This is a genomic window from Kitasatospora sp. NBC_01300, assembly GCF_041435235.1.
In the GTDB taxonomy this organism is placed as follows: Bacteria; Actinomycetota; Actinomycetes; order Streptomycetales; family Streptomycetaceae; genus Kitasatospora.
Genome location: NZ_CP108408.1, coordinates 2,767,335 through 2,789,891 on the forward strand (window position 1 = coordinate 2,767,335; position 22,557 = coordinate 2,789,891).

The 22,557-nt window shown below is 72.8% G+C and carries 13 protein-coding genes; 8 read left to right on the forward strand and 5 right to left on the reverse strand.

The window, feature by feature from the left end; genetic code table 11:
• Nucleotides 1-33: 33 nt before the first annotated feature.
• The gene (gene glgP / locus OG556_RS12225; protein WP_371517093.1) at nt 34-2,715 is read right to left on the reverse strand and encodes an alpha-glucan family phosphorylase; all 2,682 of its coding nucleotides are present in this window, start codon (nt 2,713-2,715) and stop codon (nt 34-36) included.
• Nucleotides 2,716-3,721: 1,006 nt separating this feature from the next.
• On the opposite strand from glgP, the gene OG556_RS12230 reads away from it, so the two are divergent.
• The 7 genes from OG556_RS12230 (at nt 3,722) to pyk (ending at nt 16,745) form a co-directional block, all read left to right on the forward strand.
• Nucleotides 3,722-5,677: an alpha-1,4-glucan--maltose-1-phosphate maltosyltransferase gene (locus OG556_RS12230; RefSeq protein WP_371522674.1), complete on the forward strand. Its 1,956-nt coding sequence runs from the start codon at nt 3,722-3,724 to the stop codon at nt 5,675-5,677.
• Nucleotides 5,674-7,398, forward strand: a complete 1,725-nt coding sequence (gene treS, locus OG556_RS12235; protein ID WP_063347760.1) for a maltose alpha-D-glucosyltransferase — start codon at nt 5,674-5,676, stop codon at nt 7,396-7,398. The genes OG556_RS12230 and treS overlap by 4 nt, the downstream gene beginning before the upstream one ends.
• A gap of 241 nt (nt 7,399-7,639) precedes the next feature.
• Complete coding sequence (locus tag OG556_RS12240; RefSeq protein WP_371517094.1) at nt 7,640-9,130, forward strand: phosphotransferase; 1,491 nt, start codon at nt 7,640-7,642, stop codon at nt 9,128-9,130.
• Between the two features lie 111 nt (nt 9,131-9,241).
• A complete protein-coding gene (gene glgB / locus OG556_RS12245; RefSeq protein ID WP_371517095.1) occupies nt 9,242-11,644 on the forward strand; it encodes a 1,4-alpha-glucan branching enzyme in 2,403 nt (800 codons plus the stop codon).
• A 214-nt stretch (nt 11,645-11,858) separates the two neighbouring features.
• Nucleotides 11,859-14,012: a phosphate acetyltransferase gene (pta, locus tag OG556_RS12250; protein WP_371517097.1), complete on the forward strand. Its 2,154-nt coding sequence runs from the start codon at nt 11,859-11,861 to the stop codon at nt 14,010-14,012.
• Nucleotides 14,009-15,223 (forward strand): acetate kinase, encoded by a 1,215-nt coding sequence (locus OG556_RS12255; protein WP_371517098.1) that lies wholly within the window; start codon nt 14,009-14,011, stop codon nt 15,221-15,223. The genes pta and OG556_RS12255 overlap by 4 nt, the downstream gene beginning before the upstream one ends.
• Before the next feature lie 94 nt (nt 15,224-15,317).
• On the forward strand, nt 15,318-16,745 hold the full coding sequence (gene pyk / locus OG556_RS12260) for a pyruvate kinase (protein ID WP_363619285.1): 1,428 nt from the start codon (nt 15,318-15,320) through the stop codon (nt 16,743-16,745).
• Between the two features lie 105 nt (nt 16,746-16,850).
• Here pyk and OG556_RS12265 read toward each other — a convergent pair whose 3' ends face one another.
• The 4 genes from OG556_RS12265 to OG556_RS12280 form a co-directional block, all read right to left on the reverse strand.
• On the reverse strand, nt 16,851-18,293 hold the full coding sequence (locus OG556_RS12265; RefSeq protein WP_371517099.1) for a hypothetical protein: 1,443 nt from the start codon (nt 18,291-18,293) through the stop codon (nt 16,851-16,853).
• Entirely contained in the window at nt 18,290-18,946 is a 657-nt protein-coding gene (locus OG556_RS12270) for a DUF6114 domain-containing protein (RefSeq protein ID WP_371517100.1), read from the reverse strand. The genes OG556_RS12265 and OG556_RS12270 overlap by 4 nt, the downstream gene beginning before the upstream one ends.
• Before the next feature lie 132 nt (nt 18,947-19,078).
• A complete protein-coding gene (locus OG556_RS12275; protein WP_371517101.1) occupies nt 19,079-19,741 on the reverse strand; it encodes a DUF6230 family protein in 663 nt (220 codons plus the stop codon).
• 740 nt (nt 19,742-20,481) lie between these two features.
• Entirely contained in the window at nt 20,482-21,474 is a 993-nt protein-coding gene (locus OG556_RS12280; protein WP_350879569.1) for a tetratricopeptide repeat protein, read from the reverse strand.
• Between the two features lie 494 nt (nt 21,475-21,968).
• Here OG556_RS12280 and OG556_RS12285 point away from each other — a divergent pair, with 494 nt between their 5' ends.
• Entirely contained in the window at nt 21,969-22,529 is a 561-nt protein-coding gene (locus tag OG556_RS12285) for a TetR/AcrR family transcriptional regulator (protein ID WP_371522676.1), read from the forward strand.
• Nucleotides 22,530-22,557 lie beyond the last annotated feature (28 nt).

The following is a 22,557-nucleotide window of genomic DNA, read 5'->3' on the forward strand; positions in this document are numbered from 1 at the left end:
TCCTCCTGGTTCGGCGCTCCCCGCGGCAGGGCCTCAGCGCAGCACCCCCGCGTCCATCCCCGACGACTCGGCGGGCAGGGCCACCAGCCCCAGCTCCGCCGGTGAGGCCAGCCGGGGGTGGGCCGGCAGCACCCGGACGGTGTAGCCGAACGGGCCGGTCCGGCACAGCTCCAGCGAGCCCTCGTAGCGGGTCCGGCCGTCCAGGTCGGACCCGCCGACCGGCTTGAGGGCGAGCACGCAGCCGTCCGAGATGCCGTCCGTCTCGTCCACCCGGCCGGACACCGCCTGCACCTCGACGTCGCCCGGCTCCAGCGCCCCGAGCGCGACCTGCACCCGCAGCGCCAGCGAGCTGCCCAGCTCCTGCGCCTCGTCCGGACAGTCCGCCTCGACGTGCTCGACCCGGACGGCCGGCCAGGCCTCCCGGACCTTCGCCTTCCAGGCCGCCAGCTCCAGGGCGCCGTGGTGCTCCGCCGCCGCCAGCTCCCGCTGGGCCAGCGCCGCCGGGGTGTACAGCCGTTCGACGTACTCGCGGACCATCCGCCCGGCCAGCACCTTGGGGCCGAGGGTGACGAGGGTGTGCCGGACCATGGCGATCCAGCGGTGCGGCAGCCCGTCCGTGCCCCGGTCGTAGAACCGGCCGGCGACCTGGTCCTCGATCAGGTCGTACAGCGCGGCGGCCTCGATGTCGTCGCGGCGCTCGGCCTCGCTGCTCTCCGGGTCGAGCACGCCGCCGGTCTCGTCGGCGGTGGGGATCGCCCAGCCGTTCTGGCCGTCGTACCACTCGTCCCACCAGCCGTCCAGGACGGACAGGTTGAGGCAGCCGTTGAGCGCGGCCTTCATCCCGGAGGTGCCGCAGGCCTCCAGCGGGCGCAGCGGGTTGTTCAGCCAGACGTCGCAGCCCGGGTAGAGGTGCCGGGCCATCGCCATGTCGTAGTCCGGCAGGAAGACGATCCGGTGCCGGACGGCCGGGTCGTCGGCGAAGGCGACCATCTGCTGGATCAGCCGCTTGCCGCCGTCGTCGGCCGGGTGGGCCTTGCCGGCGACCACGATCTGCACCGGCCGGACGGGGTGCAGCAGCAGGGCGCGCAGCCGGTCCGGGTCGCGCAGCATCAGGGTGAGCCGCTTGTACGAGGGCACCCGGCGGGCGAAGCCGATGGTGAGCACGTCGGGGTCGAGCACCGAGGAGACCCAGCCGAGTTCGGCCTCGCCGGCGCCGCGCTGGCGCCAGGAGTCGCGCAGCCGGCGGCGGGCCTCGTCGACCAGCTGGGCGCGCAGGCTGCGGCGCAGGTCCCAGATCTCGGTGTTGCCGATCCGCTCCAGGCCCGTCCAGCGCTTGGCGTCGCCGGTGGTCATGGCGTCCTCGGCGCGGTCGGCGCCGATCTCGGCGGCGCCGAGCCGCACGACCGCCGGGTCGATCCAGGTGGCGGCGTGGACGCCGTTGGTGACGGAGGTGATCGGCACCTCGGTGGCGTCGAAGCCGGGCCAGAGGCCGTTGAACATGGAGCGGCTGACCTCGCCGTGCAGGGTGGAGACCCCGTTGGCGCGCTGGGCGAGCCGCAGGCCCATGGCGGCCATGTTGAAGAGCTTCGGGTCCCCGCCGGGCCAGGTCTCGGCGCCGAGCGCGAGCACCGGCTCGACCGGGACGCCCGGCAGCGCGGCGTCGCCGCTGAAGTGGCGGGCGACCAGCTCGCGGTCGAAGCGGTCGATGCCGGCCGGGACGGGCGTGTGGGTGGTGAACAGGGTGCCGGCCCGGACGGACTCCAGGGCGGCGGCGAAGTCCAGGCCGACGCTGTCGGGGCCGGGTGAGCCGGTGGCGACCAGCTCGCGGATCCGTTCGACGCCGAGGAAGCCCGCGTGGCCCTCGTTGGTGTGGAACACCTCGGGGGCGGGGTGCCCGGTGAGCCGGCAGTAGGCGCGGACGGCGCGGACGCCGCCGATGCCGAGCAGCATCTCCTGGAGCAGCCGGTGCTCGCTGCCGCCGCCGTAGAGCCGGTCGGTGACGTCGCGCTCGGCGGGCGAGTTGGCCTCGATGTCGGAGTCGAGGAGCAGCAGCGGGACCCGTCCGACCTGGGCCTTCCAGATGTGCGCGGCGAGGGTGCGGCCGCCGGGCAGGGCGAGGTCGACCCGGCCGGGGGTGCCGTCGTCCTCCCGGAGCAGGCTGACCGCGAGTTCGTCCGGATCGAGCAGCGGGTAGCGCTCCTGCTGCCAGCCGTCCCGGTTGAGGGACTGCCGGAAGTAGCCGTGCCGGTAGAACAGGCCGACGCCGATGACCGGGACGCCGAGGTCGCTGGCGGCCTTGAGGTGGTCGCCGGCCAGGATGCCGAGCCCGCCGGAGTACTGGGGCAGCGCGGCGGCGATGCCGTACTCGGGGGAGAAGTAGGCGATGGCGGCGGGCGGCGGGGTGGCGCCGGCCTCCTGCTGGGCCTGGTACCAGCGCGGGCCGCTGAGGTACTCGCGCAGGTCGTCGGCGAGGTCGCCGAGTCTGCGCAGGAACCGCCGGTCGGCGGCGAGGGCGGCGAGCCGGGCGGCCGGGACCTCCCCGAGCAGCCGCACCGGGTCCTCGCCGGTCGCGGCCCAGACCTCCGGGTCCACGGACCGGAAGAGGTCCCTGGTCTCGGGGTGCCAGGACCAGCGCAGGTTGAGGGCCAGCTCGTGCAGCGGCTGGAGTTGTTCGGGCAGGACGGTGCGGACGGTGAATCTGCGGATTGCCTTCACGGCGTGAAGCGTAGCCGCGATGTCCGTCATGACAGTGCGTCAAGTGGGCTATTGGGCATCCGTTCGGCCTATTGATGAGATCGCATTCGGCGCATTGGTCTGCACGGGGGGCGCGCGCGGCGCACATTTCCGGGGTCCTGCGCTACCAATGCATGAACACTGCGGAACAGGTCCATTTCCGATGGCTCATCCGCTCAGGACAAAGCCCGAAACTACTGTCGTACCGCTGCAAAAGTCTTGTCCCCGGTGCGAGGATGACTCAAGGTCGTTGATGCTGCGGGGAGTGCGGCGGCGGGTGGCGTCCGCCTTGAAGCAGCACGTCCGAATCCTTTTCGCGTTGATCGTTCCCCTTCTTCTTAGCCCATTCGGCGCTCACCTCGCACCGACGCGTGTCCTCGTACTCGGCCTGCTCGTTCACGGGTCGACCGGGTCGCCCAGGGGCGTGCCCCCTGGAGGCGCGCGCCGGGACGCGCGCGGCTCCAGGGCCCCCCGTCGAGGGCTCGGCGGGCGCCGGGCAGGTTGCCGGGGACGGCGGCGCGGGCAGGCTTCCGGTCGCACGTCCTCCCCACCCAGCAGTCCTCCCGGTACTCCCCTGGCCCATCCCCGGCCCGCGGGAGCTGCCGCCGATCTCGGGCAGGAGTTTGACATGCACGGCGACACGCGGGACCAGTCCACACCGGTGGCCGACAGCCACGACGCAGCGGTCGCGGAATCCGCCGGACGGATGGATTCTGACACTCGGACGGATCCGGCGATGCCGGCGCCGCGGGCCGCCGGGGCGGTCCGCACCGAGCCGGCCGAAGCGGCCCGACAACCCGGGGCCGAGGACGGCCGGACCGCGGCACCGCGCAGGCGCACCACCACCACGCGCCGCGCCGCCGCCACCGCGAAGGCCACCGCCGACGCCGGGACCGCCGGGACCACCGCCGAGGGCGCCTCCGGCGCCGCGCCGCGCAAGGCCTCCGCCCGCAAGCCCGCCGCCCGCAAGACGACAGAGAGCGACACCGTGATCGGCCGCATCCCCGTCCTGGACGTCAGCCCCCTCGTCGACTCCGGCCGCCGCCCGGCCAAGGCCGTCGTCGGCGAGACCTTCCTGGTCACCGCGACCGTGTTCCGCGAGGGCCACGACGCCGTCAACGCCAACGTGGTGCTGCGCGACCCGCGCGGCCGCGGCGGCCCGTGGACGCCGATGCGCGAGCTGGCCGAGGGCACCGACCGCTGGGGCGCGCACGTCACCCCGACCGCGCCCGGCCGCTGGTCGTACCTGGTCGAGGCGTGGAGCGACCCGGTCGCCACCTGGCGCCGGACCGCCGCCGTGAAGCTGCCCGCCGGGATCGACACCGCGCTGGTCCTGGAGGACGGCGCCCGGCTGCTGGAGCAGGCCGCGGTCGGCGTGCCGAAGAAGGAGGGCCGCGCGCACGTGCTGGCGGCCGCCGACGCGCTGCGCGACCCCGGCCTGCCGCCGCTGTCCCGGCTGGCCGCCGCGCTCGCCCCCGAGGTGCTGGACCTGCTGTCCCGGTACCCGCTGCGCGAACTGCTCAGCGCCTCCCGCCCGCTGCCGCTCCAGGTGGACCGCGAGCGCGCGCTGTACGGCTCCTGGTACGAGTTCTTCCCCCGCTCGGAGGGTGCGGTGGTGGACCCGAGCGGCGTCGAGCCGCCGCGTTCGGGCACCCTGCGCACCGCCGCCGAGCGGCTGCCGGCCGTCGCCGCGATGGGCTTCGACGTGGTCTACCTGCCGCCGGTGCACCCGATCGGACGAGCCTTCCGCAAGGGGCCGGACAACGCCCTGACGGCCGGTCCGCACGACGTCGGCTCGCCCTGGGCGATCGGCTCCCCCGAGGGCGGCCACGACGCCGTCCACCCCGACCTCGGCACGATCGAGGACTTCGACCACTTCGTCGCCGAGGCCGAGGCCCTGCACCTGGAGGTGGCGCTGGACTTCGCCCTCCAGTGCTCCCCCGACCACCCGTGGGTGAACAAGCACCCGGAATGGTTCAGCCACCGCGCGGACGGCACCATCGCGTACGCCGAGAACCCGCCGAAGAAGTACCAGGACATCTATCCGATCAACTTCGACCAGGACATGGAAGGAATCGTCAAGGAAACCATCCGGATCCTCCGGTTCTGGATGTCCCACGGCGTTCGGATCTTCCGGGTCGACAACCCGCACACCAAACCCGTGGCGTTCTGGGAGAAGGTGCTCGCCGACATCGCCCGCACCGACCCGGACGTCGTGTTCCTGGCGGAGGCCTTCACCCGCCCCGCGATGATGCACACCCTGGGGAAGATCGGTTTCCACCAGTCGTACACGTACTTCACCTGGCGCACCACCAAGCCGGAACTCACCGAGTACCTCACCGAACTCACCGGTGACGCCGCCGCCTACATGCGGCCCAACTTCTTCGCCAACACCCCGGACATCCTGCACGGCTACCTCCAGCACGGCGGCCGCGCCGCGTTCGCGGTCCGCGCCGTGCTCGCCGCCACCCTCGCCCCCAGCTACGGCGTCTACGCCGGCTTCGAGCTGTACGAGGACGAGCCCGCCCACCCCGGCTCCGAGGAGTACCTGCACTCGGAGAAGTACGAGCTGCGCCCGCGCGACTGGACCCGCACCGACTCCCTCGCCCCGCTGCTCACCGTGCTGAACCGGCTGCGCCGGCGCCACCCGGCCCTCCAGCAGCTGCGCAACCTGCGCTTCCACCCCACCGACAACGACCAGGTGCTCGCCTACTCCAAGAGCGCGACCACCCCCGAGGGCCTCACCGACCAGGTCGTCACCGTGGTCAACCTCGACCCGCACCACGTCCAGGAGGCCACCGTCACCCTCGACGGCGACGGCCCGTACGCGGTGCACGACGAGCTCACCGGCGCCGTCTACACCTGGGGCCGGCACAACTACGTCCGGCTCGATCCCTCAGCCGAGCCGGCTCACCTCCTCACGGTTCGGAGGAACCCAGCGTGACTGTGAACGAGCCCGTCCCCGACACCTTCCCGGAGACCTCGAAGAAGAACCTGGACCCGGAGTGGTTCAAGCGTGCGGTCTTCTACGAGGTGCTGGTGCGGTCCTTCCAGGACAGCAACGGCGACGGGGTCGGGGACCTGAAGGGGCTCACCACCAAACTCGACTACCTGCAGTGGCTCGGGGTCGACTGCCTCTGGCTCCCGCCGTTCTTCGCCTCGCCGCTGCGCGACGGCGGGTACGACGTGGCCGACTACAAGTCGGTGCTGCCGGAGTTCGGCGACCTCGCCGACTTCATGGAGTTCGTGGACGCCGCGCACGCCCGCGGCATGCGCGTGATCATCGACTTCGTCATGAACCACACCAGCGACCAGCACCCGTGGTTCCAGGCCTCCCGGACGGACCCGGACGGCCCGTACGGCGACTTCTACATGTGGGCCGACGACGACAAGCAGTACCCGGACGCCCGGATCATCTTCGTCGACACCGAGACCTCCAACTGGACCTACGACCCGGTCCGCAAGCAGTACTTCTGGCACCGGTTCTTCTCCCACCAGCCGGACCTCAACTACGACAACCCCCGCGTCCAGCAGGAGATGATCGCCGGACTGCGGTTCTGGCTCGACCTCGGCATCGACGGCTTCCGGCTGGACGCGGTGCCGTACCTGTTCGCCCGCGAGGGCACCAACTGCGAGAACCTGCCGGAGACCCACGAGTTCCTCCAGCGGGTCCGCAAGGAGATCGACGCCGACTACCCCGACACCGTGCTGCTGGCCGAGGCCAACCAGTGGCCCGAGGACGTCGTCGACTACTTCGGCGACTTCACCGCGGGCGGCGACGAGTGCCACATGGCGTTCCACTTCCCGGTGATGCCCCGGATCTTCATGGCCGTGCGGCGGGAGTCCCGCTACCCGGTGTCGGAGATCCTCAGCAAGACCCCGCAGATCCCCGGCGGCTGCCAGTGGGGCATCTTCCTGCGCAACCACGACGAGCTGACCCTGGAGATGGTCACCGACGAGGAGCGCGACTACATGTACGCGGAGTACGCCAAGGACCCCCGGATGCGCGCCAACGTGGGCATCCGCCGCCGGCTCGCCCCGCTGCTGGAGAACGACCGCAACCAGATCGAGCTGTTCACCGCCCTGCTGTTCTCGCTGCCCGGCTCGCCGGTCCTCTACTACGGGGACGAGATCGGCATGGGCGACAACATCTGGCTCGGCGACCGGGACGGCGTGCGCACGCCGATGCAGTGGACCCCGGACCGCAACGCGGGTTTCTCCTCCGCCGACCCGGGCAGGCTCAGTCTGCCGCCCATCATGGACCCGGTGTACGGCTACCAGGTGACCAACGTCGAGGCACAGCAGAGCAGTTCGAGTTCGCTGCTGCACTGGACGCGTCGCATGATCGAGATCCGCAAGCTCAATCCGGCGTTCGGCCTCGGCACGTACACCGAACTGCCCTCCAGCAACCCCGCCGTGCTGGCCTTCGTGCGCGAACACGAGGGGGACCTGGTCATGTGCGTGAACAACTTCTCGCGGTTCGCGCAGCCGACCGAGCTGGATCTGCGGCAGTACGGCGGACGGTACCCGGTCGAGCTGATCGGCGGGGTGCGCTTCCCCTCCATCGGCGAGTGGCCCTACCTGCTCACGCTGGCCGGCCACGGCTTCTACTGGTTCCAGCTCCGGCAGCCGCCGCGACTGAGCGGGACCAGGCGCTCGAAGTAACGATCCGCCACACCCTGCCCCACAGCACCACCAGACCCTCCGGGGGCGCGAGTTGAACCCCTGCGCCCCCGGAGTTCTCTGCACCGCCGCGTACGGAGAACAGCCCAACGGCCACCCACACGAAGGCGTGACACCTGAGCCCCGCTCGCGTGCCGCCGCCGCCGCGCCGCCGAAATCCGGAAGACTGACGGACCCGGCCAGACCCGTCGGGCAGTCCGCCCGCTTCCGGGGAAAGGGAGTCATGTCCGAAACCTCCCGTTCTCAAGCCCATGTGCAGCAGGACGCCCCCGCCGACCCCGCCGCACCGGCGGGCGCGCGGAGCACCGGGGCCCGGAGAACCGCCCTGGGGGTCAGCGAACTCGTCCAGGCCGCGCTGCCGCTGATCGCCGAGTGGCTCCCCACCCAGCGGTGGTACGCCGGAAAGGGACGGCCCATCACCGGCCTCACCCCGATGGTCGGAACCCCGCTCCAGGTCGGCGACCCCGCCCTGCTGCACCTGCTGCTGCGGGTCGAGCACGCCACCACGGCCGGCGCCCCGCACGGCGACATCTACCAACTCCTGCTCGGCATCCGCTCGGAGGGGCCCGCGGACATCGAGCCCAGCGCCGTGCTCGGCCGGCTCAGCCAGGGCCCGTACGACGGCGCGGCGCTCTACGACGCCGTCCACGACCCCGAACTCACCGGGCGGCTGCTGGAACACCTCGCCACCGGCGACCGGTTCGGCTCGCTGTCCTTCCGCCGGACCCCCGGCTCCGGGCTCCCCGCCAACCTCCCGGGCCGCGCCTCCACCGCCGAACAGTCCAACAGCTCGGTCATCTACGGCACCTCGTACATCCTCAAGCTGTTCCGCCGCATCCACCCCGGCACCAACCCCGACCTCGAACTCTCCCTCGCCCTCTCCCGGGCCGGCTCCACCCGGATCCCCCGGGTCGCCGCCTGGTTCGAGAGCCGGCTGGAACGCGCCGAACCCGCCACCCTCGGGCTGCTCCAGCGCTACCTGCCGGACGCCGAGGACGGCTGGGAGCTCGCCCTCGACCAGGTCGGCCGGCTCAAGGGCGACCCCTCCCCCGGCAACTTCGCCATCGAGGCCCACCGGCTCGGCCGGGCCACCGCCGAAGTCCACCGGGTCCTGGCCCGCTCGATGCCGGTCGCCCGACTCGACCGCGCCCAGACCAGCCGGCTCGCCACCACCATGGCCGACCGGCTGGACAGCGCCGTCGCCGCCGTCCCCGGCCTGCTGCGCTACCGGGCCGCACTGCGCACCGCCTTCCAGCAACTCGCCGACGCCCACCCCGACGGCCTGCCCGTCCAGCGCATCCACGGCGACCTGCACCTCGGACAGGCCATGCGCACCCCGCACGGCTGGGTGCTGCTGGACTTCGAGGGCGAACCCGCCAAGTCCGTCAACGAACGCCGCGAACCCCAGCCCGCGCTGCGCGATGTCGCCGCCATGCTCCGCTCCTTCGACTACGCGGCCGCCCACCTGCTGGCCGGCGGCCCGGTCGACCCGGAACTCGCCCACCTCGCCGCCTCCTGGGCCCAGCGCAACCGCACCGCCTTCTGCGCCGGCTACACCGCCGGCGGCGGCGCCGACCCGGCGGCCTCACCGGAGCTGATGCGGGCCCTGGAGATCGACAAGGCGGTGTACGAGGTCGTGTACGAGGCCCGGCACCGGCCGAGCTGGCTGCCGATCCCGCTCGCCGCGATCAACCGGCTCGCCCTCACCGTCTGACCGCCCCGGCCCCGCCCGCACCCCCTGCCCTGCCCGCCCCCCTGTCCCACCCGCACCCCCGGTTCCGCCGCCCTGGAGTTAGCCCACCCCCCGTCGCAGGAGGACCCAGCCGTGACGCCGCTCGACCCGCCCGGCCGCACCACCCGCCCCGTCCCGGCCACCTTCCTGGCCGGCCCGGACTCGCCCCGGCCCGAGCCCGTCCCGGCCGAGGAGTCCGCGCCGGCCGGCGAACCCGCCCCGACCGAGGAGTCCGTACCGGTCGCGGAGTCCGCACCGGTCACGCAGTCCGCACCGGTCACGGCTCCGCCCACGGCCTCGCTGCGCCTGCCCGAGGCGCCGCTGCCGCCGTCCGAGGTGGACCGGCTGGTCGGCGGGCAGCACCACGACCCGCACGCCCTGCTCGGCGCGCACCCGGTGCACGGCGGCACCGCGATCCGGGTGCTGCGCCCGTTCGCCGAGCGGGTGGTCGTCGAGACCACCCAGGGACCGGCCGAACTCACCCACCAGCAGGGCGGGTTGTTCACCGGGCTGGTGGCCGGCGCCGACGCCGTGGACTACCGGCTGCTGGTGACCTACCCCGGCGGCGAGCCGCTGGCCCAGCACGACGGCTACCGCACCCCGCCCACCCTCGGCGAACTCGACCTGCACCTGATCTCCGAAGGCCGGCACGAGCAGCTGTGGCAGGCCCTCGGCTCGCACGTGCGCACCGTCGACGGCGTCGCCGGCACCGCCTTCGCGGTCTGGGCGCCGAACGCCGTCGGCGTCCGGCTGATCGGCGACTTCAACCACTGGGACGGCACCGGGCACCCGATGCGCTCGCTCGGCTCGTCCGGCATCTGGGAGCTCTTCGTCCCGGGCCTCGCCGAGGGCGCCGCGTACAAGTACGAGATCCACACCCGGCAGGGCTGGGTGCTCGACAAGGCCGACCCGCTCGCCCGGGCCGCCCAGTGCCCGCCCGCCACCGCCTCGGTGGTCACCTCCTCCGACTACCGCTGGCAGGACGGCGAGTGGATGGCCCGCCGGGCCCGCGCCGCGCACCACCGGGCGCCGATGTCCGTCTACGAGCTGCACCTCGCCTCCTGGCGGCCCGACCTCACCGGCTACCGCGCCATCGCCGAGGAGCTGCCGCGCTACCTCAAGGAGTTGAACTTCACCCACGTGGAGTTCATGCCGGTCATGGAGCACCCCTTCGGCGGCTCCTGGGGCTACCAGGTGTCCGGCTACTACGCCCCCACCGCCCGGCTCGGCAGCCCCGACGACTTCCGCCACCTGGTCGACACCCTGCACCGGCACGGCATCGGCGTGATCGTCGACTGGGTGCCCGCCCACTTCCCCAAGGACGCCTTCGCACTCGCCCGCTTCGACGGCGAGCCGCTGTACGAGCCGGCCGACCCGCTGCGCGCCGAACACCCCGACTGGGGAACCCTGGAGTTCGACTACGGCCGCACGGAGGTGCGCAACTTCCTCGTCGCCAACGCGGTCTACTGGTGCGAGGAGTTCCACATCGACGGCCTGCGGGTGGACGCCGTCGCCTCGATGCTCTACCTCGACTACTCCCGCGAGGGCGGCGCCTGGACGCCCAACCAGCACGGCGGCCGGGAGAACCCGGACGCGGCCGCGTTCCTCCAGGAGATGAACGCCACCGTCTACCGGCGCTGCCCCGGCGTGGTCACCATCGCCGAGGAGTCCACCGCCTGGGACGGCGTCACCCGCCCGACCGACGCCGGCGGCCTCGGCTTCGGGCTCAAGTGGAACATGGGCTGGATGCACGACTCGCTGGTCTACATGTCCAAGGAGCCGGTGCACCGCAAGTTCCACCACAACGAGATCACCTTCTCGATGGTGTACGCCTACTCGGAGAACTACGTCCTGCCGATCTCGCACGACGAGGTGGTGCACGGCAAGCAGGCGCTGGTCTCCAAGATGCCCGGCGACTGGTGGCAGCAGCGCGCCAACCACCGCGCCTACCTGGGCTTCATGTGGTCCCACCCGGGCAAGCAACTGCTCTTCATGGGACAGGAGTTCGCCCAGGGCGCGGAATGGGACCACGAGCAGGGCCCGCAGTGGTGGGTGCTCGACGAGCAGTGGCCCGCCCACCAGGACCACCGCGGCGTCCGCCGGCTGGTCCGCGACCTCAACCGGCACTACCTGGACACCCCCGCCCTCTGGGAGCGGGACACCACCCCGGACGGCTTCCGCTGGCTCGACGGCGGCGCCGCCGAGGACAACCTGCTCTCCTTCGTCCGGTACGCGGCCGACGGCTCGCCGCTGGTCGCGGTCTGCAACTTCTCCCCCGTCGTCCGGCACGGCCACCGGATCGGCCTGCCCGACCTGGACGGCCGCGACCAGCTGTGGGAGGAACTGCTCAACACCGACGCCGAGGCCTACGGCGGCGGCGGCATCGGCAACTCCCACCCGGTCAAGGCCGAACCGACCCCCTGGCACGACCAGCCCCGCTCCGCCGAACTGGTCCTCCCCCCGCTCGCCACCCTCTGGCTCCGCCCGGCCCGCTGAGGGCCCCCGGACCTCCGTACCGGAACCCGACGGCGGCACCCGGACCCCTGACGTCCGGAGTGCCGCCGTTCGCCGCGCGGGGGTCGCCGGTCGTGCGGACCGTGACGTTCGGCCCTTGCCCCGGCTCGGCCGTTCTGCTCGCGGACGTCCGTTCGTGGTGCGAAGGTATGGTCGATATGGCCATATTCCGAGACGACGGGACGGAGACACCCACGTGGCGCGCAGCGTGTACGTGACCGGTATCGACCGGGGGGACGGCCGGCAGGCGGTCGAACTCGGGGTCATGGAACTGCTCACCCGCCAGGTGGACCGGGTCGGGGTGTTCCGGCCGCTGGTGCACGCGCACGCGGGGGCGGCTCCCGGCCGCCGGGCCGGGGGCGAGCCGGGCTCGGACCACGTGGTGGAGCTGCTGCGCGGCCGGTACCGGATCGACCTGCCGAGTTCCGAGCTGTACGGACTCAGCTACGAGGAAGCCGCCGCGCTGCAGGCCGCCCGGGGGCAGGACGAGCTGGTCTCCGCCCTGGTCGACCGCTTCCGCGCGCTGGAGCGGCGCTGCCAGGCGGTGCTGGTGCTCGGCACCGACTTCGCCGACACCAACATCCCGGACGAGCTGGCCTTCAACGCCCGGCTGGCCAACGAGTTCGGCGCCGCCGTGCTGCCGGTGGTCGGCGGGCACGCCGAGGACCCGGAGGCCGTCATCGCCGAGGTCCGCAACGCCCACCGGGCGTTCACCGACCTGGGCTGCGAGACCCTGGCGATGATCGCCAACCGGGTCGCCCCGGGCGCCAAGCAGCGGATCCAGCGCAAGCTCACCGAGAAGCTGCCGATCCCCGCCTACGTCATCCCGGAGGAGCCGGCGCTGGCCGCGCCGACCGTCGCCCAGCTGGTCGAGACGACCGGCGCCGAGGTCCTGCTCGGGGACGCCGCCGGCCTGGCCCGGGACGTCCGCGGCTTCGTCTTCGGCGGCGCCATGCTGCCCACCTTCCTGGACGCCCTGACCGAGGGCGCCCTGGTCGTCACCCCCGGGGACCGCGCCGACCTGGTGATCGGCTCGCTGGCCGCGCACGCCGCCGGCGCCCCGCCGATCGCCGGCGTGCTGCTGACGCTCGGCCAGCACCCCGGCCCGAACGTGATGGCGCTGGCCGCCCGGCTCGCCCCCGGCACCCCGGTCGCGGTCGTCCCGGAGGGCAGCTGGCCGACCGCCGCGACCCTCACCCATCTGGAGGGCAAGCTCACCGCGGCCAGTCCGCGGAAGGCCGAGATCGCCCTCGGACTGTTCGAACTCCACGTCGACACGGCCGAGTTGACCAACCTGATCGAGGTCGGCCGGTCCGAGCGCGTCACCCCGATGATGTTCGAGCACGAGCTGCTGGAGCGGGCCCGGGCGAGCCGGCGGCACGTCGTCCTGCCGGAGGGCACCGAGGAGCGGGTGCTGCGCGCGGCCGAGATCCTGCTGCGCCGCAACATCTGCGACCTCACCCTGCTCGGCGAGGCCGACGCGGTGCGCCGCAAGGCCGCGGGCCTCGGCATCGACCTCCCGCAGGAACAGCCCGGCACCGACCGCGCCCAGGTCCGGATCGTCGACCCGACCACCAGCCCGCTGCGCCGCCAGTTCGCCGAGCTGTACGCCCGGCTGCGCGCCCACAAGGGGATGACCGTCGAGCTGGCGCTGGACGTGGTCACCGACGTCTCGTACTTCGGCACCCTGATGGTCCAGGAGGGCATCGCGGACGGCATGGTCTCCGGCGCGGTGCACTCCACCGCCGCGACCATCCGGCCCGCCTTCGAGGTGATCAAGACCTCGCCCGGCGCGGCCATCGTGTCGAGCGTCTTCTTCATGTGCCTGGCCGACAAGGTGCTGGTGTACGGCGACTGCGCGGTCAACCCCGACCCGGACGCCCAGCAGCTGGCCGACATCGCGATCCAGTCCGCCGCGACCGCCGCCCAGTTCGGGGTGGAGCCGCGGGTCGCGATGCTCTCGTACTCGACCGGCACCTCCGGGTCCGGCGCGGACGTCGACAAGGTCCGCAAGGCCACCGAGCTGGTCCGCGAGCTGCGGCCGGACATCCTGGTCGAGGGCCCGATCCAGTACGACGCGGCGGTGGACGCCCACGTCGCGGCCACCAAGCTGCCGGGCTCCGCGGTGGCGGGCCGGGCGACCGTGCTGATCTTCCCGGACCTCAACACCGGCAACAACACCTACAAGGCGGTCCAGCGTTCGGCGGGCGCGGTGGCGGTCGGCCCCGTCCTCCAGGGCCTGCGCAAGCCCGTCAACGACCTCTCGCGCGGCGCGCTGGTCCAGGACATCGTCAACACCGTCGCGATCACCGCCATCCAGGCCCAGGACGACAAGGAGTCGAAGGCATGAGCGATGGAACGCGCGTTCTCGTGCTGAACGCCGGCTCCTCGTCGGTGAAGTACCAGCTGATCGACATGCTGGACGGCGCCCGGCTGGCCTCCGGCCTGGTGGAGCGGATCGGCGAGCCCGGCGGGCGGCTGGTGCACACCCCGCACTCGGGCGGGCCGCGCGAGCTGCCGCAGCTCTTCCCGGACCACTCCGCCGCCCTGAAGGCCGTCGCCGAGGAGCTGGCCGCCGACGGCCTCGGGCTGGACTCCCCCGAGCTGGCCGCGATCGGCCACCGGGTGGTGCACGGCGGCAAGCGGTTCACCGAGCCGACCGTCGTCACCGACGACGTGCTCAAGGAGATCCGCCGGCTGATCCCGGTCGCGCCACTGCACAACCCGGCCAACATCACCGGCATCGAGGTGGCCCGCGCGCTGCGCCCGGACCTCCCCCAGGTGGCCGTCTTCGACACCGCCTTCCACGCCTCGATGCCCGAGTTCTCGGCCCGGTACGCGATCGACAAGGCCGTGGCCGACGAGCACCGGGTGCGCCGCTACGGCTTCCACGGCACCTCGCACCAGTACGTCTCGCGGGCCACCGCCCGGCTGCTCGGCAAGGACCCGGCCGAGGTGAACGTGATCGTCCTGCACCTGGGCAACGGCGCCTCCGCCTCGGCGGTCGCCGGCGGTCGCTGCCTGGACACCTCGATGGGCCTGACCCCGCTGGAGGGCCTGGTCATGGGCACCCGCTCGGGCGACATCGACGCCGGCGTGGTGTTCCACCTGCACCGGGTGGGCGGGCTGTCGATCGACGAGATCGACGACCTGCTCAACCGCCGCAGCGGTCTGCGCGGCCTGTGCGGCGACAACGACATGCGCGAGATCATGCGCCGGGCCGGGGCCGGGGACGCCGACGCGAAGCTCGCCTTCGACGCGTACATCCACCGGCTGCGCAAGTACATCGGCGGCTACTACGCCGTGCTCGGCCGGGTGGACGCGATCGCGTTCACCGCGGGTGTCGGGGAGAACGCGGCGCCGGTGCGCGCGGCGGCCACCGCCGGGCTGGACGAACTGGGCATCGCGGTCGACCCCGAGCTGAACTCGGTGCGCTCCGGCGAGGCCCGGATCATCTCGCCCGCGTACGCCCGGGTGGCGGTCGCCGTGGTGCCCACCGACGAGGAACTGGAGATCGCCCGGCAGGCCTTCGCCCTGGTGCACCGGCGGCCCGGGGAGTGACCGGCCGCCGTCTCGCCCCTCGGAATCCTTCGTCGGCGATTCCTCACGATTCGTGCCGAATGCACCTATAACACGAACGGATAGACTGATCCATATGCGCCGAGCGAAAATTGTCTGCACCCTGGGTCCGGCGACGGACTCCTACGAACAGCTGAAGGCCATCGTCGAGGCGGGCATGAACGTCGCCCGACTGAACATGAGCCACGGCAACCACGCGGACCACGAGGAGCGGTACCGCAAGGTCCGCCAGGTCTCGGAGGACACCGGCAAGGCCATCGGCGTCCTGGCCGACCTCCAGGGTCCCAAGATCCGTCTGGCGACCTTCGCCAACGGCCCGGTGACCGTCGACAACGGCGACGAGTTCACCATCACCACCGAGGACGTCCCCGGTGACCAGCACATCTGCGGCACCACCTACAAGGGCCTGCCCGGCGACGTCAAGCCCGGCGACCCGATCCTGATCAACGACGGCGTCATCGCCCTGGAGGTCGTCAGCGTCGACGGCCCGCGGGTGAAGACCGTGGTGATCGAGGGCGGCGTGCTCTCGAACAACAAGGGCATCAACCTGCCCGGCGCGGCCGTGAACGTGCCCGCCCTGTCCGAGAAGGACAAGGACGACCTGCGCTTCGCGCTGCGCCTGGGCGTCGACATGATCGCCCTGTCCTTCGTCCGCAACGCGGACGACATCAAGGACGTCCACGAGGTCATGGACGAGGTCGGCATCCGCGTGCCGGTCATCGCCAAGATCGAGAAGCCGCAGGCCGTCGAGGCCATGGAGGAGATCGTCCTCGCCTTCGACGCCATCATGGTCGCCCGCGGCGACCTGGCCGTCGAGTACCCGCTGGAGCGGGTGCCGCTGGTCCAGAAGCAGCTGATCACGCTGGCCCGCCGCAACGCCAAGCCCGTCATCGTCGCCACCCAGATGATGGAGTCGATGATCCACGCCTCGCGCCCCACCCGCGCCGAGGTCTCCGACGTCGCCAACGCCATCCTGGACGGCACCGACGCGGTCATGCTGTCCGCCGAGTCGAGCGTCGGCAAGTACCCGATCGAGACCGTCCGCACCATGAGCCGGATCGCCGAGAAGGCCGAGGAGGAGCTGCTGTCCCAGGGCCTCCAGCCGCTCAACCCGGGCCGCAAGCCGCGCACCCAGGGCGGCTCGATCGCCCGCGCCGCGTGCGAGCTGGGCGACTTCCTGAACGGCCAGGCGCTGGTCGCGTTCACCAAGTCCGGTGACACCGCCCGCCGCCTGTCCCGCTACCGTTCGCCGATCCCGGTGGTCGCGTTCACCCCGGACGTCGCCACCCGCAACCAGCTCTCGCTGAGCTGGGGCGTCGAGGCGCACGTCACCGAGCAGGTCGGGTCCACCGACGAGATGGTCGCCCAGGTCGACCGGGAGCTGCTGCGCATGGGCAAGCTCGCCGAGGGCGCGACCGTCATCGTCACCGCCGGCTCGCCCCCCGGCATCCCCGGCAACACCAACATGGTCCAGGTGCACCACCTGGGCACCCGGGGCGAGTAACACCAACCCCCTGGCACCGACGCCCGTGGGGCGGTCCTCCGTTGGAGGGCCGCCCCACGGGCGTTCTCGCGACGTCGCCGCCGCCGTGGCGCGGCTGCCGGTCGCCTACTTGTCGCTGTAGGGCGCGTCGTCGTTGAACAGGCGCATGCCGGGGATGGTCAGCGTGCCGCCGAACTGGCCGGCCTGCTTGGCGGTGACCCCGGTCAGCTCCAGGTCCAGCGGGATCGGGATCGAGCCGATCAGGTCGTACAGCCAGCGCGGCAGGGTGTCCGGGGTGAGGGTGATCTCGCCCAGGTCGATCGGGATCGGCAGGCCGAGCACCTTGGAGAGGTGGCCGGACAGCCGCTCCACGTACATCGTGACCGGGCCCTTGCGCATGGTCGAGGTCGAGCCGGGGGCGCCCTTCACGTGGAAGGTCTTGCCGTTGCCCTGCAACGTCGACATGTCGAGGTTGTCGATGTCGACGCTGTCCACCACGAACTTCAGCACCCGCTTGGTGCCGGTCGGGGTCCGCACGTCGTAGACGCCGTGGAAGGCCGCGCCGTGCAGCGCCAGCCGGCTGGTCGCCAGCGTCCAGTTCTGCTGCGGGACGACGTCCCCGGTGGCGGGCGCGCCGGCGGTCAGGCCGCGGGTGTCCACCGCGCAGTTGGGGTTGGCGGTCGGCGAGGAGGACGGGGTGTCGGCGGCGGACGGGGTGGCGGAGGCCGTCCTCGGGCTCGCCTTGCCGCTCGGCTTCCCCGTGGTGGCGCCGGCCGGGCCACCGGCGGCGGGGGCCGGCGCGGTGGGCGAGGCCTGGTCGCCCGCCGGAGTCTGCTCGCCGCTGTGGGCGGCGGGCGGCGCGCTGCCGGGCTGGGTGTCGGCCGGGGCCCCGGCCGTCGGGGCCTGCGGCTGGGCCGGCGTCCCGGCGCGCGGGGCCGGGGCGGCCGGCGCGGGGGCCTGGGTGGTCTCCGGCGCGGGGGCGCCGGTCGACTTGGCACTCGGCGTCGGGCTCGGTGAACCACCCGGCTCCAGCAGGTGGTTGGCGCCGCCCAGGACGTCGCCGATCAGCCCGGCCTGGTGCACCGTGTCCGAACCGCCGGGGGCGGCGGAGCGGGCGGCCGGCGGCGTGGTCGCCGGGGTGGTGGCCGTGCCGGTCGGGGCGCCGGTCGGCGTCGCGCCGGCGCTCGGCGTACCGGCCGGCGCGGAGGGCTGCTGGGTGGGAGCGGCGGTCGGCGTCTGGGTGGGGATCGCGCTCGGCCCCGTCGAGGGCGCCGTCGAGGGAACGGTGGAAGGCGCCGTGGACGGACCGGGCGGCGGCTCGGGCAGCTCGCTCTTGGGGACGGGCGTCTCCAGCGGCGCGACGTCCGGCACGGTGGCGGGCGCGGTCCCGCAGGGCTTGCCCGCCGTGGACTCGGCGACGGCCGGGTTGGGGGTGTACGCGGCGGCCATCAGCAGCGCCGTCGGCACCGCGGCCATCGCCAGCGCGCGGCCTCTCAGCCGGACCCGGACGGGCGTGCGCGGCGCCGCGTGTCGACCGGCGCGCTGCGGTTGGTCATCCGACGCGCTCACCGCGCCTCCTTCGGGTCCACGGCGGCGGCCTGCTCGTTCGACGCGGCCTGTGCGGGCAGCTTCGCGGTGGGCGCTTCGGCCGCCGCGGGCTCGGTGGCGACGTTCTCGGCGACGACAGCGGTCTCGGCGACAGCGGTCTCGGCGACAGCGGCCTCGGAGGCAGGTGTTGCGGAGGCAGGTGCCTCAGCGGCGGGGGCCTCGGTGGCGACGCTCGCGGCGACGGCGGTCTTGGGCGCCTTCGGCTCCGGCAGCGGCGCCCAGGACGCCATCAGACCGCCGCCGATCAGCCCCGGCAGCAGCGCCAGGCCGAACCCGGCCAGGTTGGAGACCGGGATCGAGACCAGCGTCAGCAGGGTGGTGGCGACCCCCGCGAAGACCCGCACGGTCGGCTGGAACCACGCGGTCAGCCCGAGCACGATCAGCAGCACGCCGATGATCAGCGATCCGGCGCCCGCCGTGGTGGCCATGGCCACCGTCATGCCGCCCAACGAGAGCTTGGCGTACGGGAAGTACATGATCGGGACGCCGGCGATCATGGCCAGCAGGCCGCCGTAGTACGGCCGCGTCCGACGGAAGGTACGGAACACCCGGCGCAGCCACTGGACGGGGTTCTCGTGCTCGGCGGGCCGGAATGAGGCAAGGGCGCTGGACACGGTGCAGCTCCTCGATGGTGTGAACGAGGGATGGACGAGACACGGGATCCGGCGACGGCGCGCGCGCCGCCACCGGTCCCACAGGTGCCGTCGGGGCGGCGGACCGGGCCCGGTCCGCCGCCCGTCAAAGGCCTAGTAGCACTCGCCGGTGCCGTCGGTGTGCAGCGCGAGCTTCAGGCCGGGGAGCTTGAAGGTGCCGGCCGAGGTGGCCCAGGCGGTCTGCTGCACGTTGTACAGGTCGGCCTTGTCGGCGGCCTGGGCGAAGCCGGTCGCGCCGGACGGCAGGCCGCCGAGCTTGGACTTCCAGCCCTGGGTGGCCTCGCCCTTGAGGGTCGAGGCGTCCTGGCCGATGTTGATGTTGGTGAACTCGGCGTCCGCGTTCAGCTGGTCGAGGTCGATCAGCAGGTTCTTGGCGTAGACCTGCTTCTTGACGTCGTCGCTGTTGCCCGCCTCCAGGCGAAGGATGATCTTGGGCAGCTTCCACGGCAGGCCGGGGATGACGTTGGGGTCGGTCACCACCGACTGGCAGAGGCCCTTGATGGTGGCCTCGTCGAAGGCCGAGACGGCGACCGGGTGCGGAGTGCCGTTCACCTCGGCGTCGATCGAGCCGAACTGGGCGAAGTTCTTGCCGTGCAGCTCCGGCGTGGTGACCTTGAAGCTCTGGCCGGAGACGCTGAACGAAGCCGCCAGCGCGTTGTTGGCCATGGCGGCGCCGACCATCGCGGTGGCCGCGATGCTCGGCACCATCACCAGGGCGAAGCGCTTCCAGCGGGTCTTGCCGTAGGTCTGGGACATGCGAGTCCTCCTTCTAGGACGTACATCTCCGGCTCCCCGGCGGCGCGCCCGCGCCGGTGGGGGACTGGGATGGGAGAGAGCTACGTCCTCGGTAGCGGAGAGCGCCTTGGGCGTCGTCGGACGCGGGAGCGGCCGGCACACAGCGGCACTCCCGACCCTCCACCGGCCGTCCTTGCGGGGCGGCGGGCAGGACCGACGACATCGGCGATCACCCCCGAGCGACAACCAGCGACCGCGCAGGGCCGCGCGGCCGGTCGAAGGACAGGAACCGCCGTGGGACCGCGGATACCCCCCTGCCCTCCCTACCGCCGACCGGGGTCGGCGGATCACCCGGTGGGGATCCCGTGCTCCACGTGGCCGACCGGATCGGAGGGTGTGCCGACCGGATCGGAGGGTGTGGAGTCAGGGACCGGGCGTCGCCGATCGTGCTCGAATCCCGGGCGAAGCACAAGAGGTTCCTTACTGACGGGTAATGCAACACCCGACGGCGTTGACCGTGAAATCGGCGTGCCATGCACCGTGTGTGACGTCTTGAAGGAAACGTGACGAAGAAATCCGCCGGAAACATGAACGAAACACCCGTGGACAGTCACCAAGTGTGACTGTCCACGGGTGTTGTCAAGATTTGGTAAACCTCTGTCCGGTTGACCGGATTGTCGCCAAATCACCCGGCGACACCGCAGGTCATCCGACGTGCCAGGACCCGCCCGGGACGGGCCGGGCCCGGACCGGAGGAGGCGTCAGAACAGCACGCGCGCCAGCGCGGTGCGGGCCGCGGTGACCCGAGGGTCCTCCGGGCCGATCACCTCGAACAGCTCCAGCAGGCGCAGCCGGGCGGCGTCCCGGTCCTCGCCGGCGGTCCGGCCGACGGTGTCCACCAGTCGGCCGAAGGCGTCCTCGACGTGACCGCCCACCAGGTCCAGGTCGGCCGCCCGCAGCTGGGCCTCGACGTCCTTCGGGTCGGCCGCGGCCGCGGCGCGGACGGCCTGCGGGTCCACGCTCTCGATCCGCTGCAGCAGTTCGGCCTGGGCGAGGCCCAGCCTGGCCTCGGTGTTGCCCGGCTGGTCGGCCAGCACGTTCCGGTAGGCCTGGACGGCGCCGCCCAGGTCGCCGCTGTCCAGCGCGTCGTGCGCGGCGGCCAGGGCCGGGTCCTCCGGCCGCTGCGGGGCGGCGTCCGGCGCCTCGCCCGGGGCCCCGGCGCCGCCGACCACGCCGAAGCGCTGCTCGGCGACCAGGATCAGCTGGTCCAGCACCTTGCGGACGTTGGCCGCGCTCTCCGCGCCCTGGAACAGCGGCACCAGCTGGCCGGCCACCACGGCCATCACGGCCGGGATGCCCTGGATGCCGAACTGCTGGGAGATCAGCGGGTTGGCGTCCACGTCGATCTTGGCGAGCACGAACCGGCCGGCGTACTCCTCGGCCAGGCCCTCCAGGATCGGGCTGAGCTGCTTGCAGGGGCCGCACCACTCGGCCCAGAAGTCGATGACGACCGGCACTTCGGTGGAGCGCTGGACGACCTCGGCCTCGAAGGTGTCCTCGGTGACATCGATGACGAGCGCGTAGGCGGACTGCGCGGGGGCGACTCCGGCCGCTTCGTCGGCGGCCGCCTGGCGGGCCCGCTCGACCCGGGCCTGCTCGGCCTTCTGGGCAGCCTCGCCGGCTGCCTTCACTGCGGCGAGGTCGACCGCACCGCGCAGGGCGGAGCTGTTGAGACGCGAATTCCGTGGCTGCATGGCACCATCCTCCCCCGTCCGCGCCGCCTGCGGGCAACCAACCTCGGGAAAGTCGCCCCGCACGGGCCGTGCGGCGCGGATTCCCGGGCGCGGCGGCCCTCCCCCGGTAGCCTGAACCGTTCGGCGCGGATCCCCACCCGCGCCCGCGCCGCCCCGTCCCACGGGTGCGGCGCCTGGTTGTCACTGCTTTCGCTACGAGTCGTAGCGTAACTGGAGCCGGGGTCCCGCCCGCAAGCCCCACCGGCGGTTCCGCGACGTGACCTGCCCCACTTTCCGGGGCGGCCCGGCTGCCCGAACGGGCGAACAGCCGCTACCGTTACCAGCCCCACCCATGTTACTCACCAGTAGAGCGCAAGGAGGCCCGGTTGCCGGCCCCCCAGCCCCCCGCGAACCCGGACGTCACGGGCCCGGAGACCGCGGACGGCCCCGCCCCCTCGGCGGGTGCCACGACCAGGGCCAAGGGGCGCCCGCGCAGCGCCGCCGCCGACCGCGCCATCCTCGACGCCACCCGCGAGGCCCTCGCCGAACTCGGCTGGGGCGGGCTGACCATGGGCCACGTCGCGACCCGCGCCAAGGTCGCCAAGACCACCCTCTACCGCCGCTGGCCGTCCAAGAACGAACTCGTGGTGGACGCCGTCGCCAGCCTCTTCGACGACCTGGTGATGCCCGACCTCGGCAGCCTGCGGGCCGACATCGAGGCGGTGGTCGCCCAGTTCGCCGACCTGCTGGCCCGCCCCGAGACCCAGGCCGCGCTGCTCGCGCTGTTCGCCGAGGGCACCCGCGACCCGCACCTGCGCCGCCGGATCCGGGAGGCCATCGTCGACCCGCAGAAGCGCCTGGTCCGGCAGGGCCGGGCGGCCGCCCAGGCGCGCGGCGAACTCGCCCCGGACGCCGACCCGCGGACGGCCCGCGAGGAGATCGACATCATCTTCGACACCATCGCCGGGACGGTCGAGCACCGCGTCCTGGTCAGCGGCGAGCCGATCACCGCCGACTGGACCCGCCGCTTCACCAACCTGCTGCTCGGCCCCTTCCCCAGCCTGCTGGGCGACTGAGAGTACGGCGAAGCCGCCCCGCACGGAG

What these genes read in the sequence shown, in the direction of transcription:
- OG556_RS12240 (WP_371517094.1), top strand. Translation starts at nt 7,640, where the DNA reads ATGTCCGAAACCTCCCGTTCTCAAGCCCATGTGCAGCAGGACGCCCCC.
- OG556_RS12255 (WP_371517098.1), top strand. Translation starts at nt 14,009, where the DNA reads ATGAGCGATGGAACGCGCGTTCTCGTGCTGAACGCCGGCTCCTCGTCG.
- pyk (WP_363619285.1), top strand. Translation starts at nt 15,318, where the DNA reads ATGCGCCGAGCGAAAATTGTCTGCACCCTGGGTCCGGCGACGGACTCC.
- OG556_RS12275 (WP_371517101.1), bottom strand. Translation starts at nt 19,741, where the DNA reads ATGTCCCAGACCTACGGCAAGACCCGCTGGAAGCGCTTCGCCCTGGTG.
- OG556_RS12280 (WP_350879569.1), bottom strand. Translation starts at nt 21,474, where the DNA reads ATGCAGCCACGGAATTCGCGTCTCAACAGCTCCGCCCTGCGCGGTGCG.